Origin of the sequence: Actinomadura atramentaria DSM 43919 (assembly GCF_000381885.1) — a bacterium.
Classification (GTDB): domain Bacteria; phylum Actinomycetota; class Actinomycetes; order Streptosporangiales; family Streptosporangiaceae; genus Spirillospora; species Spirillospora atramentaria.
In genome coordinates this window covers 1-14,695 of sequence record NZ_KB907230.1, presented here as the reverse complement: position 1 = coordinate 14,695, position 14,695 = coordinate 1, and the positions used below count along the sequence as shown (strand labels likewise).

General features: G+C 61.7%; 9 protein-coding genes. 1 reads left to right on the top strand and 8 read right to left on the bottom strand.

The genetic code is table 11. From position 1 onward, the window contains the following. Window positions 1–1,142 precede the first annotated feature (1,142 nt). The 7 genes from G339_RS0131570 to dndB form a co-directional block, all read right to left on the bottom strand. Window positions 1,143–3,305 (bottom strand): ParB N-terminal domain-containing protein, encoded by a 2,163-nt coding sequence (locus tag G339_RS0131570; RefSeq protein WP_019635061.1) that lies wholly within the window; start codon window positions 3,303–3,305, stop codon window positions 1,143–1,145. A gap of 171 nt (window positions 3,306–3,476) precedes the next feature. Next, window positions 3,477–5,207, bottom strand: a complete 1,731-nt coding sequence (locus tag G339_RS0131565; RefSeq protein WP_019635060.1) for an ATP-binding protein — start codon at window positions 5,205–5,207, stop codon at window positions 3,477–3,479. 413 nt (window positions 5,208–5,620) lie between these two features. Beyond that, window positions 5,621–6,091: a hypothetical protein gene (locus G339_RS0131560; RefSeq protein ID WP_019635059.1), complete on the bottom strand. Its 471-nt coding sequence runs from the start codon at window positions 6,089–6,091 to the stop codon at window positions 5,621–5,623. 302 nt (window positions 6,092–6,393) lie between these two features. Continuing rightward, window positions 6,394–6,774, bottom strand: a complete 381-nt coding sequence (gene dndE, locus G339_RS0131555; RefSeq protein WP_019635058.1) for a DNA sulfur modification protein DndE — start codon at window positions 6,772–6,774, stop codon at window positions 6,394–6,396. After that, on the bottom strand, window positions 6,764–8,755 hold the full coding sequence (dndD, locus tag G339_RS0131550) for a DNA sulfur modification protein DndD (RefSeq protein ID WP_019635057.1): 1,992 nt from the start codon (window positions 8,753–8,755) through the stop codon (window positions 6,764–6,766). The genes dndE and dndD overlap by 11 nt, the downstream gene beginning before the upstream one ends. After that, window positions 8,742–10,238 carry a DNA phosphorothioation system sulfurtransferase DndC gene (dndC, locus tag G339_RS0131545; RefSeq protein ID WP_019635056.1) on the bottom strand — a complete coding sequence of 499 codons (1,497 nt, stop codon included), beginning with the start codon at window positions 10,236–10,238 and terminating at the stop codon, window positions 8,742–8,744. Before dndC ends, dndD begins: the two co-directional genes overlap by 14 nt. Further along, window positions 10,235–11,365, bottom strand: coding sequence for a DNA sulfur modification protein DndB (dndB, locus tag G339_RS0131540; RefSeq protein ID WP_033324950.1), 1,131 nt, complete (start codon window positions 11,363–11,365; stop codon window positions 10,235–10,237). Before dndB ends, dndC begins: the two co-directional genes overlap by 4 nt. A 75-nt stretch (window positions 11,366–11,440) precedes the next feature. On the opposite strand from dndB, the gene dndA reads away from it, so the two are divergent. Next, window positions 11,441–12,586, top strand: a complete 1,146-nt coding sequence (gene dndA, locus G339_RS0131535) for a cysteine desulfurase DndA (RefSeq protein WP_019635054.1) — start codon at window positions 11,441–11,443, stop codon at window positions 12,584–12,586. Between the two features lie 7 nt (window positions 12,587–12,593). Here the strand turns inward: dndA and G339_RS38335 are convergent, their stop codons facing one another. Further along, a complete protein-coding gene (locus tag G339_RS38335; RefSeq protein ID WP_084693548.1) occupies window positions 12,594–14,030 on the bottom strand; it encodes a DNA phosphorothioation-associated putative methyltransferase in 1,437 nt (478 codons plus the stop codon). Between the last annotated feature and the right edge of the window lie 665 nt (window positions 14,031–14,695).

The following is a 14,695-nucleotide window of genomic DNA, read 5'->3' as shown; positions in this document are numbered from 1 at the left end:
TCCCTCCTGTCGATATCGGGTCAGATCGGTAGGGTTGCGACGAGAACGGTGCCCGAGCCGGGGACGCTGTCGACGGTCAGCGTCCCGCCCAGGGCGCCGACCCGGTCATGCAGGCCGCGCAGGCCGCTGCCCTTGTCGGGGTCCGCGCCGCCCCGCCCGCTGCGCGCAGAGCGTGACGGCGGCGGGCGTCCAGCACCGCGTCACGTTCCCAGCGGTCGGGCCCTGCCCTGCCGATGCCGGCGAGCGTCCAATGGCCGGGCCGGGCTTCCGACACTTTGAGCAGCCGTACCCGCCGCGCTTGGCGTCATCGAGCGTGACCGTTCTCATGCCCCAGCTCGGCATTCCTTCAAAACGAGCAGGCTGACTGAGGGCAGTCCTATTTGATTATTAAAGACATGAGTGAGTACCCAAACCTAACATGGCCCAGCGAAATCCAAGGCTCATCTACTTTGAACGCCAGGGATGGAACGCGGAGTTCGGAAGTAGGGCATGGATCGCCGCAATGACTGTGGCGCTCACGGCACTGTCGACCTTTATGTCATTGGTAAGTCCAGTGATCCGAACACGGGCTATTCAGCGCGCCGAAGACAACACCGATGCCGGACTGCGAGGCCCAGTTGAAGTGGCTGGTTGGCCGCTGAGTTCATCGAGCTCAACCAGTGACCGCGAAAGACCCGGCTCCGGAGGCGCTACTCCGAATCTCGAAAGCGGTGGTGGGCTGATGCGGTCAATGAGTGGTGGGCAGGCTCGATTCGCGCTGTCCGTGTCTGCGACGGTAGTGCTCGGATGGTACCGGATTCGAATACTCGCCTCTCCATGCGACTGACCCGCGAACTCATGAGGGCTGTCAACAGACTGATCGTCTCGTGCCGCTGAGAGCTGCTTGCTGATTGAGGCTGCGGCCATGACAAGTGCCAGCGGCTGATCCGCCCGAGACGTAATCCGCACCATATCGAACAACAGGACTCCGATCTGGGCACACCCCGCTACATCATCGAACGCACAATCTCTCTTTCGCACTAGTTTGGCCGGCTGCGGACCCGCCGGGTGATCCGCAGAAAGGTTCAGGGAGCCTTCCTCGCTCTTGCCAAAACACTCATCTGCTAGCGCCGCCTCGTCTGCCTACCTTTTCTGTTGAAAGTTCACGCTGTGCCGGAAGGGCCTTCCTCGTCGCGGGGAAGTTTCGCCTGAGCCCAGATCGGCTGACTGGCCCGCCATGCTTCGAACTCTTCATCTGGTACGTCGAACCAGTGGCCGAGGGCCCTCTTGAGCGCGTTGGTTGCCAGCCTCTTAGCACGTTCTTCCCGCTTCCCGGGGCCGAGCGTGGGATGGCTGACCTCCAGCGCCTTGCACTGCTGCTTGATGCACAGGTCGAGGTAGAGGCGCCGGGCATCGCTGAGGCCTGAGTCGAAGGCATCGCGATCGGTCAGCCACAGGGCGATGTGCTGCCAGACCGAGCGGAGAGTCAGGGCCTGCATCCAGAAATACCGGAAGTACACCGCGTTGGGGGTGTCCATGTTGGTGATCTGGTTTATTGGGTTGCTGCAGTCCTTGCTGAACGAGTACCTGCGATCGCGTGCGCGGCCGTGACCGATCTGGAAGAACGTGTTCCATGCGGCGACGAGAGCTTCGGCGAATGCGGGAAGATCCTTGAGGTCAGCGCCGCCGGGCTGCGTTTTGCGCATTTCCCACAGAGAGCCGAGGGTCATGACCATACCGAGCTGGCAGGCGTGTGTGTTGAATACGCCGAAGGCGGCTTTGCAGCGCCTGATGGCGTCGGGGCGAATAGAGCCGAGGTATTCGTGGGCGCGGTGCTCATCGAACTCGCTCTCTTTATCCCGAAGCGCCTCCCACGCCCGGATCACGTCTGATTTCGGCGGTGTCGAGCCGCCTTGGGCGCGGTTGGCCTGGTAATGGTCATAGCTGTCGCGGAGGGTCCAGTAGACCCCGACGCCGCCAAATAGGGCGTCATGGGCGAGCTGGGCGTGGGTATTGGCAGTGTGCCAGCTGTCCTTAAAATTGGAAAGAGCTGCTGCATGGGCGGCGTAGGGCGCGGTCTGAGACAGGAGCGTCAGAATCGCCTGGCCCCAGGTTTCCATGAACCTGCCACTTAGGGCTTCCGAGCGGCCAAGCGGAAACTTGGTGTCGCCGATCCCGCCTAGATCGTAGGCGTAGCCGGCGTCATCGAGGTGCTCAGGGAGCAGACTAACCAGGTCAAGCTGGGTCCGCATGAATCGATCGCGTTCCTCGGCCTTCTCCCTTCCGCCAATTGGCTGTGCGAGATTGGTGAGGTACTTGGGCGGGCCGTAGATACAGCGGTTGACAGCCATCTTGAGCAGGTGGATATTCGTCATCACCGACCATCGGGCGGGGCGGCTTGTGTTGATCTCGGGGTTGTCATACTCCACCGCGTAAAGTGGCAGGTTGGTCCCGCTGCGGCCGCGAAGTGCGCTCAACAGGCTTCGCGTGAGTACATTGGAGAGTTCGCCGTCGGACAGCAGGATGATCCGGGACTCGCTCGGGGGCCGCGCCTCCTTATTGACGTCAACGAATAGCTTACGTGCCGCCTCGTGGGCACGCGAGGTCTCCCCGGTCTCATCAGGGAACCAGCAGACGGTCACTGGGACTTCGATCTTCGCCAAGTCGACCTCGGAAACATGGTGCTCATTGAGCAGGTGCTCGACCTGGTGCTCGTAGAAGGGACGGTACTGGGCGCCGCTGCCTTGCCAGCTACGGGAAAGCGTTCGCTCGATGGCCAGCAACGCCATCGCTCGGTGCTGGCCATCAAGGACGACAAGGCTTGACTCCGACTGGTTCCACCACAGTTTGGCGAGGTTGGCCGCGTGGAGCTCTCCATCGGCGTCGAGGAGGCGATGCACTCGGAAAGCATTGCCAGCCCGCTCTTCACGCCATTGCGCTTCGTCGTGCTCGACCGCGATCGGAGCCCCGAGACCAGGGAAGGAAGTCGGCCGCTTGTTTTGAAATGGCAGGAGTACGGCGACGATTGGAGGGAAGAATGCGGGACCGGTGGACATCTGCTTGAGCAGATACGGGATCAGGTTGACCGCAACCCGATGATCGTCCAGGTCCCGTTGCAACAGCTGGCTGAAGTCGAGGTCGCCCGCGTCCATGACTTCCCGGACTGGCGCCAGACTCTTGGTGAGCTGCCGCTCGGGCGCGTCAGCGTCCCCTCCAAGCCTAGCCTTGGTCATGATGTAGTCGACCCGGCCAGCGGGGGTGTCGAAGCTCCCCCACGTGCCCTGCACGTAGTCGCGGAAAGTGATTTTGGAGCCTGAACCGAACATCCTTGCATGCCTCCCTGAGTATGGTTGCACCGAGGGCAGCGGCGCGAGTTGGTAATCACGGGATCGGGGTGACTGCGGCAGTCAGTGAGTTGGACTATGATGTAAGATTCGACGATCGACGATGCGTGGGAACGGGCCGTGAACCCTTGGACGCAGGCTACTCGCGGCGGCTCACTGGTCCTTGAACTCCTCGCGCAGAAGAGCTTCAGTGAACATCCCCCAGTAAGTGCGCAGATCATCGAAGCGCTCGGGGTCCTCGTACATCCCCTCTGCCCGTGCATAGCCCATAAACAGCAGGTCGATGGCTGCCTCGGCCCGGCGGGCCAGGTCGGTGAGCTCTTCCGGTTCCATGCGCTGTGCGCCCTCATCCGCGACCTTCTTCAAAGGGGCATAGACCTTGTCGAAGAACGCGTGGCGGTGGTTGAGCTTGACCACGGACTTGCCGTTGAGGTGGTGGATCACTAGAAACTCTTTGCCCGGCCACTGGGCGTCCAGCAGGGTGATAGGCTTAGAGTTGATTTTTTCTCGCAATTTTTGGATCTTGCCCGCGTCCGCATCGGCGTCCAGCCCCATGTCTGCTGCTGCCTGCTGGACCACTCTTTCTTCAAGCTCGGGGGTTGCCCCGCGGCCGGCCAAGCCACTGGGAAGGGCCGGGACGACATTGGATGCGATGTCCATGCTGCCACTGTGCTCGCCGTTCTCGAACCGCTTTTGAGTCTCGGTTTCCTTCCACAGTGCCTGGATCTGCGAGAGGGCCAGCTTCACGGGAGCCTTGAGCCATTCTCGCAGCTCGGTACGCAGCTTGCTGACCGGCTCTGCCCCGCGTTTGACATTGCGCACTTGAAAATATTCGTCCAGCTCCGCGGGAAAACTCACCTCGACAGCGACGTAACGCAATACTTTTACGCTGCGTCCGCCATCCAGCATACGCGGGATGATGTCGTAGTAGATCTCCCGACCATTACGAAGGATGCTGATCTTCGCCGTGTTATCGGAATTGATCTGGAACTCACTGATATCCTGCCCTTTGCTGTCTACCTCGCCACCTGCTCCTCGCCAAGGACGAAACTCCTTGGGGACGATGGCGACCGACACGTGCACTTTGTGGCCGTCGATGTTTAGATCGGTCTCCTCGATTAGTTCACCGCGGGGGTCAAGCGGCTTGTAGCGGGAGATGATCCTAGGGTTGTCCCGAAGGAAGAGTGGGTCGTGGAGCGTAATGACCTTTCCCTCCAGCTCGAACACCCGGCCAGTGTCGATGAAGGTTCGGTAGGCGCGGGCGATGAACTTGCGCAGCTCGGAGATCTTCTGGTCGAGAGAAGTGCCGTAGGTGCCTCCGCTGGAAAGCCGATCGATCTTTCCGAAAACTACAACCGTTCCCGAGGCAAATGGCCGGTCATTGCGAACCATCAGTTTCGCGGCCTCTGCAGGCCAGTCTTCGGCTTCGGTGGTGGTTATGCAATATTGCTTCCCCATCCGAATCTCCTGCAGGTCAATATAGCTGTGGTAGATCTTTGGGTTGCCGGTCTGCTTGCTGTAGATGTCGATGCGTTCGCCCAAGCTGAGGCCAGCCAGTTTGAGGCCAACCCCAAACCGTCCCAGGCCCTGGCGCTCCCCATAGCGGCTGCTGTAGCCCATAGAGAGCACATGGTGCATGCGAGTGGGGTCGATACCTATGCCGTTGTCGGCGATAATCACGCTATCGATGTTCTTCTTGCCGCGGCCGAAAACCGGCAGCACGCGCATCAACGTGGCTTCGGCCTCGATGGAGTTGTCCAGGGGCTCACCGATTGCGGCGGTAAGATCAAAGCCAGCGTCGCGCATGGAGTCCAATGCGCGGTCTACCTGGATGAGCTCAGCGCGGTTGTCATCCGGGACGAGGAATTGCGAATCTGTCGCCATCTTGTGTCCTTAACTTGCGTCAGTGGGCAGGGAACCACGGTGTCCCCCAGGCCGGGCCTTAAATACGGTTGGTCGCGCGGTGCGCTGCGCAAGCATGCAGAACACGCACGGCGTAGGGTGGAAGTCGGGCCGGTCGGGGTGCATACGGTTGGCCAGGTGCGGTGCCAGGAGGTGAAACAATGCGCACTCGACGTCGTAGGCCGCAGTCACGCTGTGATGCACGTCGTAGGTGAAATAGGCGCCACGTCGGCCAGTGCAGTGCTGCAGGAGCCGTCGGCGGATGTCGGTGTCGCTGCGGCCAATGTATGCAGGGCGGCCGGTTGCCGTGTACAACACGTAGGTGCCGATCCGTTGGGGAGGGACGAGAGCGCGCACAAGCCAGGGCCGCAATCGCATGGGCCTAGGTCTAGGTGTCACGCCGCTGTCTCCGCTTTGCGCCACAGCGTCCTGGCGTGCCGGCGGGCGCGGCTGATGCGCTCGCGCATCCGCGGAAGTGGCACCCCGAGGTGGTGCGCGATGGAGGTAGCGTCGTGGCCGCGGGCGAGGTCGTTGAGCAAGGCACGTTCGGCGCTTGCGAGTCCGGGCTCGGCGTGCAACCACACGAGGATCTCCACCGTCAAGTAGCAGGTGTCGATGCGCCCGTGATCGGCGCGCTCGGGGTTGAGTGCGACGAGGGGGGCGATGGCGCGGCGCCGCTGCAGCGCCTCGTAGGCGTGTCCCATAGCCGACCGGATGCGGTGCTGAGCGGGTGTCGAGGCGTCTGTCGGGTTGCGCAGGAGTTCGTCGAGGGCGCGATCGATGCGGTCGAGTTCGTAGGTGTCGCGGCTGGCCAGCGCCTGCCTCTGCAGAGCTGTGACCGCCCTGGCGACGGAGTAACTGATCATGTTCGCTCCAGGATGTCTGGTGGTGGGCCCCATGCGGTGGCACACGTCCGAAAGGTGAAGCGGTGTTATGGAGTTGTTCGTCTGAGGGTACCGGACGGGACTGGCAGGTGACGATGTTTCGCCGAACCTGGCCGCTTTGGGCCCTGTAGCCCCATCACCCATAAAGATCGGGTGGTAGACGTGGTTGTTGCGGTGTGAGGCGAGGTTTTTCTGATGGTGTGTCGGCTGCTGCCCCACGGCGTACGTGCGAGGGCTCGCTTCGACGCGTGCGGGAAGCGGGCCATGCCTTGGCAGTCGTTGCCCTACTCGACGGTAATGGCGAGCAGGGCCTGGATGGAGCGCAGGTCCTGGCGTCCGACGAGGAAGCCGATGCCACGGTGCAGGTGGACGAGCAACGTCTTCGCCACGGCGGCGTCAGTAGGCTCGTCCCCGTCGGCCACGCACCTTTGTTTGAGTAGGGACAGGTAGATGTCGCCGTATGCACCGGCGAAAGTCTTCCAGGAAATCTCCACGTTGGAGTCGGTAGTGATCTCCCGCACGAGCGGCGTGGAGGGGTCGCGCAGGGACAGTGCTAGCGCCCATCGACACAGTTCGTTCCACTGGGTCAGCCCTGTGTGGCGTTTGAGCCAGGACAGCTGATCCTTGGCGGCCTGGGATAGCCTAACGGTGATCTCAGACTGCATGCAGGGCTCCCTCAGTCCACCAGTATCCTTCGGCGACGCGGGTGGTGAAGGCGACGTCGTCGTGCACGAGAACGTAGCTGTGGGCGATGGATGGCCTCAGTCGCTGCAGTAGGTGTTCGTCGATCTCCTCGTCCGTGGACAGCAGGAGGACCTGTCGGCCAGCATGCGGGAAATACCGGTCGACGAGGTGCTCGCGGTGGTGGCTGTCTAGGCGCCCGAGCGGAGTGTCAATCACCGTGGGCAGACGGTTGCCCGCAACCTTAGCCAGGCCCCACAGCAATGAGATCGCCAAAAGTTGCCGCTCGCCGGCGCTGAGTCGCGCGGGGTCGATGGGTTCCTCGTCTCCATTGGTCAGCGCGAGCGTGAACCTGTCGGTATCGATCCGTAGGTCTTTGATCAGCCCGTTTTTGCGCATCAGCGTCTGGAAGCTGCGCAGGACAGCCACTTCCAAGCTGCTGATGTGCTTGCGCAAGAGCGCTTCGCCGAAGCGTTCCAATGTTGCGCGGGCCTTGTCTGCATAGGTGACAATGCGCTGGAGCTCCTCCTCACGTATGAACGTCCTGACCCTCTTTTGCCGCGCGCGCTCCAGCTCTGCTTCAAGGCGCTCTTGTCGGGAGTTGACCTCCGCAACCAGCGCTCGATGTCGCTCCACTTCGGCGCGGGCGACGATCACGGCTTCAGTGGCCTGCTGACGGTCCTCGATCAAAGTCTTGATCTGCTGCTCGTCGGGTACAGCCGCCAGTTGACGCTCGGCCTGCTGGAGTTGTCGGACGGCCTTGTCTGCGGCGCGAAGCAGTTCCGCCGAGCGGGCTGCGTCCGCGTCCAACACCCCATCGAGTGCCGACAGTTTCTGTGCAAGGTCGGGCGGCAGGGTGAGGTTCAGGGTCAGTTCAGTCGCGGACGCCCGCTTCTTGCGGTCTGCGGCCAGTTTCTTTATCAATGCCGTACGGGCTGCGGTTGGCACGCTCTCCGGCAACTGATCGACCAGCCAGTTATCACGCTTCTCTAGGACACCGATGACCTGGCGGGCCTCGGCCGCCTCCTGCTCGCGCAGAGCCTGCTCGCGCAGTGCTGCGAGCTGGGCGCGTAGCAGCAGCAGCGGCAAGACGCCTTCGGCCAGGTCCCGAAGGTTCTTTTGTGTCTGGGCCAGACGTTCCGCAGCGGTCTCCTTCACAGCCTCGAGCGCGCGTCGTTCCTCATACAACTTTCCCCCGGCGCGTTCGAACTCGCGCTCCGTCTTGGCAAGTTGGGCGTGGGCGACGTCCAGGCGTGACATGGCCTGCGCCAAGAGGTGGTTCTGGTCGATCACCTCTTGGGCCACCAACTGCGACTTGGCGTTAAGGTCACGGATCTGATCAAGGATGCCCTGGTCCTCCCGTGACAGCCGTTGGCGACGTTGGAGGGCGAGTAGGTCGGTGCGCAGCTGTTCGACGGCTCGGACGCCTAGGAGGGACTGGACGGCGGCTTCGATGACGCCCGCGGCCCGCTCAGGGTCAGCGAGCTGTTCGACCTTCTCGCCGTCGAAGAAGAACAGCGAGGCTACTTCGAGGGGAAGGATTTCTTCGACGTGCTCAGCCCAATTCTCGCTGATCGTGTCGTCATACTTGCCCTCGACGGTGACGGCGAGGCTCTCGCGTACCTGCTTGCCGGTGAGGAACCAGGTACGGGCTACCTCGTAGGTTCGTGGGCGGCCTTCGATGGTGATCGAAAACTCCAGTCGCAGTTCGGCACCTCGGGTCGCATCGGCTGCACGGTTGATGCTTTCACGCAGGTAGGTATCGTACGAGCGGTTGCCACGCCCGCTGCATCGGGCTCTGGGCCCATACAGAACGAGCTGAATGGCGTCCAGAAGAGTCGTTTTGCCGCAGCCGTTCAGGCCGCCAATCAAGACGATCGGGCGCTTCGGTTTTACTCGCAGATCTAGACTCTGCCGGCCGCGGTAGGCGCCGAAGTCGTGCAGCGTGAGATTATGCAGGTGCATCGGTGATGGTCTCTTCGTCCAGCGTCGTTTGAGTCGGGTCGCTCTCGCGCATTTCCTGTAGCTGCTTGGCGAACTTAAGCGCGTCTTCCGCGTCCTCGTAATAGCCTTTCTTGATCGCTTTCTCCAGGGCCTCAAATAGGCCTGCCCGACGGGTCATCGTCCGATACTGCCGCTCGACTGCGAGTAGCTCTCGAGCCATCGAGAAATGGATCGGATCATCCTCGCACGCTTCCTTGAGTAGACCAATCTCTTCGGCGCCTAGGACGAGTTGCTCATCCAGCGGCGGTCCGGGGAATTTTTCTCCGGTCGCCTCCTCATAAATTTGCGGCAGGGAGTCCTCGACCTCGTGTTTCTCAAAAACCCAAATTCGGCGGATCTCATGCAGCTCTGCCATTGAGATCAGTTCGATGTCCCGGACGTGCTCGGGTGCCTTCTTGCGGACCTGGGCTTGAGCGGCGAAAAGCTTGCGCAGCCAATCTTCGCGGGCTGACTGCTTGTAAGGGCCGGGAATCGGCCGATCGCCGAACAGTTGGACGTTGCCGTTCATGCGGCGGAAGTCTCGCGTCTGGGCTTCCTTGGTGACGTCGTCGAGCTCGTTGCGGAGCTTGAGCAACGGCCGCATCCACTGCTTTTCGTCATCATTGCGAATCATCGCGGTCATTGACTTGTCCTGCTCTACCAGCGTGCAGGTCCAGCAGCCGAAGCGGCTGTCGCCGCACGAGGGAGTACTGTCATCAACGACCAGCGGGCACTCAGAATCATCTGACGCCCCTTGATACATCGTGAGTAGGTCCTTGTTCTTGTGGCCCCACGGATTGGGGTACTGCATCAAGAACGCCCACACTTCCTCGGTCGACCACGTCTCGATGGGGCTATAGACAAGGGAGTTGGGGAGTTTTCCGTTGGGTGAGAGCCGGTCGCGAACCCGTCCCTTTTCATGACGGGCCATCGCCCGCGCCCGTGCCCGGCTCTCTGTCTTTCGAATCCCCAGTACAAGAATCGCTTCGCCGTGCCGACGCACGACGCGCCGGATGAAGGCGTTCGATGGCTTGATCTTCAGACGTTCGGTGCACCACCGGAATTTCGGACGGGGCGCGGGGTAGCCTTTGCCGATCAGGCTGACCCAAAAAGTGTCCTTGACCTCCGGGGTCAGCTTATGTGAATCAATAGGAAGTTGCTGTTCCTGTGCGGCAGCGCGCATGGTGTCCAAGGATTGGCCTACCCATGCGGCGACGACAGGGTTTTCGACGAGGGTGTCCGTACTGATCACGTGGACCGGCTTTTTGCGCTGCTCGGCTGGCAGGCCTTTGAGCGCGAGCCACACCAGTTGCAAAACAGCGGTGGAGTCTTTCCCGCCGCTATACCCGATGACCCACGGCACCTCGTCGGCGACGTAGAGCTCGCGGATCTCCTCCGTCAACTCCCCGACGACCTCCGCCAGGGGCCGGTCCTGAAAGGGTACTGCTGTCCTGGGTGCGCTCATGACTCTCCTCGCAGATAGGCGTCTTCGACGCGCTGTTCCTCATGGCTCAGCTCGAGGTTCAGGTGCTTACGCAGATAGTTCGCGGTCAACGTCAAGTTTTGGTGACTCTTTGATACACGCCCGCCGATTAGTGCGCGCCCTTCCCAGTCGACGTTGGCGCGTGACCAGTCGACCATCGACAGGCGCTTGAGCGTCGGTGTCCAGGTCTGCGGCGCCAGAGACATGCGCAGCAGCGAGTTGCCCACTCGTCCCAGCGCGTGCAGCGCGATCCCGTGGCTGTGCAGGTAGTCGCGGCGCACTTCCGGTGCTGACAACTCCCGGCTCCGCACCAGCTTCCATTCGGGTATGGCCGCATCGACCGCAGTCCAGTAGGCCTCGGCTAGTAGCTGGGATTGCTCTTTAGTAGTCTCCAGCCCCTGCAGCAAGGCACGGGTGGCATAGTATACCGAGCTCAAGGTAAATAGTTTGCGTGAGCGCTGGGACAGCGTGGACTTTTCCATTTCCACGAACCCCTTGAACACCGGCGCGCGTATCGCCAGGAGCCGCGCCGTTGTCGCCTGATCGTCACGGTGGTCGTACAGAACCCCGATGGAGCGCGGTGGCCGCACGGCGTGCCGGTTCAGATCGGCGAACATCTGCTGGCAGCGGGCGAGTCCGGAGTCGTGGAAGAACACGACGGCGATCGTCTCTTCGCCCAGCTCAGGGTTCTCCTTGAGCGCCTGTTCGATCGCGGCACGCCGGTGTTGGCCGTCGTTGATCAGAAATCGGGCGGCCATCGAGATTCGGATCTGGCCGGCTCGCGTCCCGCTCTCGCTGTTAGCGATGCTTTCGAAACGGATGTCGCCATCGATGGAGGCCGTTAGCGCGCTAAAGACGTAGTCGTTTGGGTTGTCGATAATGTAGCGGGTCAGCGCCGGCAGCCGCCCTTTGTTCAAGATCCGCTGGGCTCGCACCTCGGGTACTAGCTCGTCTTCGTCGAAAAGGAATATCTTCGGGATGAGTCGCAACGGGCACATGGACACATAGAACTCGCGTCTGGCCTGGATGCCTCTGATAGCCGGAAAAACGTACTCAAATCCGGCGGAGGTAGCCGGTTCGGCGGGTTGAGATGCTACGGAGGATCCCACCCGCTCACGGTATCGTACGTCACGGTAATGACGTACACGATGTGTAGATCAACGCTCGGGGATGGAGTAAGTTCGATGGTGACGTACCTCGATGCGGCCGCGACGACGCGCGTGGACCAGCGGGTGGCCGATGTGGTGCTGTACTGGATGACCGCCGAGTTCGGCAACGCAGGCAGTCGTCACGAGTACGGTGCCCGCGCCAAGCGTGGTGTGGAGCGGGCCCGCGAGTACCTGGCGAGCACGGTGGGCGCGGAGCCCGATGAGTTGATCTTCACCAGCGGTGCCACAGAGAGTAACAATGTCGCCCTGCTCGGGCTCGCTCCTTACGGCGAACGCACCGGCAGGCGTCACATCATCACGTCTGCCATCGAGCACAAGGCGGTCTTGGAGCCGCTGGAACACCTGGCTAGCCGGGGGTTCGAGGTCGACTTCCTCAAGCCTGGTCCCTCAGGCCGGGTTACCATCGAAGCGGTGATGGAACGGCTGAGGCCGGACACTCTCCTGGTGTCCCTGATGCATGTGAACAACGAGACTGGGGTAATCCAACCAGTTGCCGACCTCGCACACCAGTTGCGCGCCACACCCACGTACCTGCACGTGGATGCTGCCCAGGGGTACGGCAAAGTACCCGGCGACCTCACCGCACCCATCGATTTGATCAGCTTCAGCGGGCACAAGATCGGCGCCCCCAAGGGTGTCGGTGCACTGGTCACCCGCCGCCGAGAGGAGATGGACGATGAGCGAGTGCCCCTTGAACCTCTCATGTTCGGCGGCGGCCAAGAGCGAAAGCTTCGCCCCGGCACTCTGCCCGTCCCGCTGGTCATGGGGCTGGCCGAGGCCGCGAAGATTTTTGAAGCCGAGCACGCCGAATGGCATGCCGCGGCCCAGGACCTGCGCTCCCGAATCCTGGCCGGACTTGCATCGACGCGCTTCCAGATCAATGGCGACCAGGAGCACGTTGTTCCTCACATCCTCAACCTATCGTTCGAGGACGTGGACGCTGAGGCTTTTCTTGTCACCCTCAAGGATCTGGTCGCAGTCGCGACCGGCTCGGCATGCACCAGCGCCTCGTATAGTGCCAGCCATGTGCTCCGAGCCATGGGTTTGCCCGAGAAGGCAGCCTCGAATGGGTTGCGTTTCTCCTGGGTCCCGGGGCAGGCAACGGACTTGGACGTGGAGGAACTGGCCCGAGGAATCGCGAAACTAAAGCCGCACTCTTGATCTGTTCTCATTCACGTGTACGGATCAGACGATGCCCATGTAGTTCCCGTCCGCAGCGGGCGAGCTCACTTTCCCAACCTTTCTCGGTGCCAATCAGGTGAGGATTAGCGTACAAGCCGGCCCGTATTTCGGTGTCGGTCAATCGTCGATACTTGGCGGCGTCCGGATCATTGGGATGAAGGAACTCGTGCTTGCGGTGTAGCAGCGGCCGGTTTTCACAGTTGCCATACGAGTGGTGTGATATCTTCAATGTTTCGAGATTAACCTGATAAGAGGTCAGTAGGCGGGGATGCGGGTGATAGTCGAAATCAGGGTAGTCCAGCCAGCTGACCGCGCGTCCTCGGTGGCAGAGCTTGGCGATCGTCCAGGCTTGTGGACGTCCGGCAGCGATCGACGCGCAGTGCTCGTATAGTCGCAGCACGGTGGGCATCTGCTTCACAGCACGTCGGTGGACGTACAGCGCGGTGGGCGTCAGCTTACCCACCGCTGAGGCATTCATCGCGCCCCGCACGTACGTGTCCTCCCGCAACTTGAGCAGTAGCCGGTCGGCGCGCCGACACGCCTCCTTGTAGGACGAGAAGAACGCCCGGAGGTCCAGTTGGACGGTTAGCGGCAGACTGCTGAACGGTCCTCGACCGTTGAATAACTCGACCGCGAGAAACATCAGCGTATTGAGGGTGGTCCGTTTGGCGCCCTCGTCCACCTTGGCCGGATCAGCGGAATCACGCACGAGTCGGTTCATCTCAGCCGGACGCAGGCGCCCCAGCAACTGGGCCATTGAAATGGACATCTCCTCCACCTGAGGCAACCGCCCGCGACGCTCCGCATAATTGATTAGCGCGGCAATCGCTGATGCCGTATCGGTTGAAGCAGCCCATTGATCATCGGGGACAATGCGACGTGCCAGATAGTTCAGCCGTGTGGCGTTGTCTCTGAAGGCATAGATGATCCCTGGCGAGGCGGACACTGCACGGCTCCCGGTGACTTCCTCGACATAGCTCCGCAGCTCGCTGGCGCCGTATAGGTGCTGGAACGTCTTGCGGCGGGTCAGGAATCCATCCCCGAACTCCTCGCCGTTGATCTTTGACCGCTCCCAGGTCAGACGCGCCGAAACAATCAGGACCGTACCCGTCAATCCCCAGGCACGCTGAAGGACCCGGCGCCGTTCTGTAGAGTGCTCGATCACATTCAAGACGTAGGTCAGGAACACAACCGGGCACGATTCCAAACGGGTATCAGGCTGGTAAAACGGATCCCAGCCAACCGCTTCATATCCCAAGCGCTGCAGTGCATGCACGTCCTCCCCGCGCCCGCACCCGTAGTCGAGCACGGTGCCACCCGGCATCACCAGCCCGTCAACGACCGCCTGGCGGGCTGGTACCGAAAGGCCGGATCTACTAATCGCGGTCAGCCGACGCTCAGTGGCCCAACTTCCCCAGTCCATCGGTCACGTCCTCATGCTCAGAATTGGCAGGCCCGACGGGTGTGGGAAAGATGCCGTTGAACCCCCTGTATTCCGGCGACTGTCGGGAATGTTCGAGTCTCGGCGACATGGCAGAGGTTAGGGGACCACCGAGGCTTTCGAACCAGGATAGCGCTCTGACCGCTGCCGAGTGAGGAGCGTTCGGTCGCCTGTGCCCCCAAGGCGCGAACGCTGAGTGCTGTGAGTTCAATACTGCGTGTCCTCGCAACCGGCTGATGATCCATGAGCTTGTCGGGCGTCGCTCGCCGGTGACCAGAGCAAGCGCAGCTAGCACTCATGCGAAGGCATCCTGCTGCCGGAAGCGACCTAAACGTCCCTTTTTCAGCCTAAGATGGGGATGGGTCGGGAAGGGCGCAGCCAGACTACGTCCGGCTGCGCCCTTCGGGATGACAGTCAGCGTGGTGTAACACCGTTGGCCTTACATCCTCTGCTTGCTGCGGTACCGGGCCTGTGGCGCATCTGTGCGATGGGCTCCTGGACGAACTGCCTATCGCGGGTACCGATGACATCGCGCTCATCGCCGTCCGGACTCCCGGTGGTTGAGGGTTTTCCCTCCTGTCGATATCGGGTCAGATCGGTAGGGTTGCGACGAGAACGGTGCCCGAGCCGGGGACGCTGTCGACGGT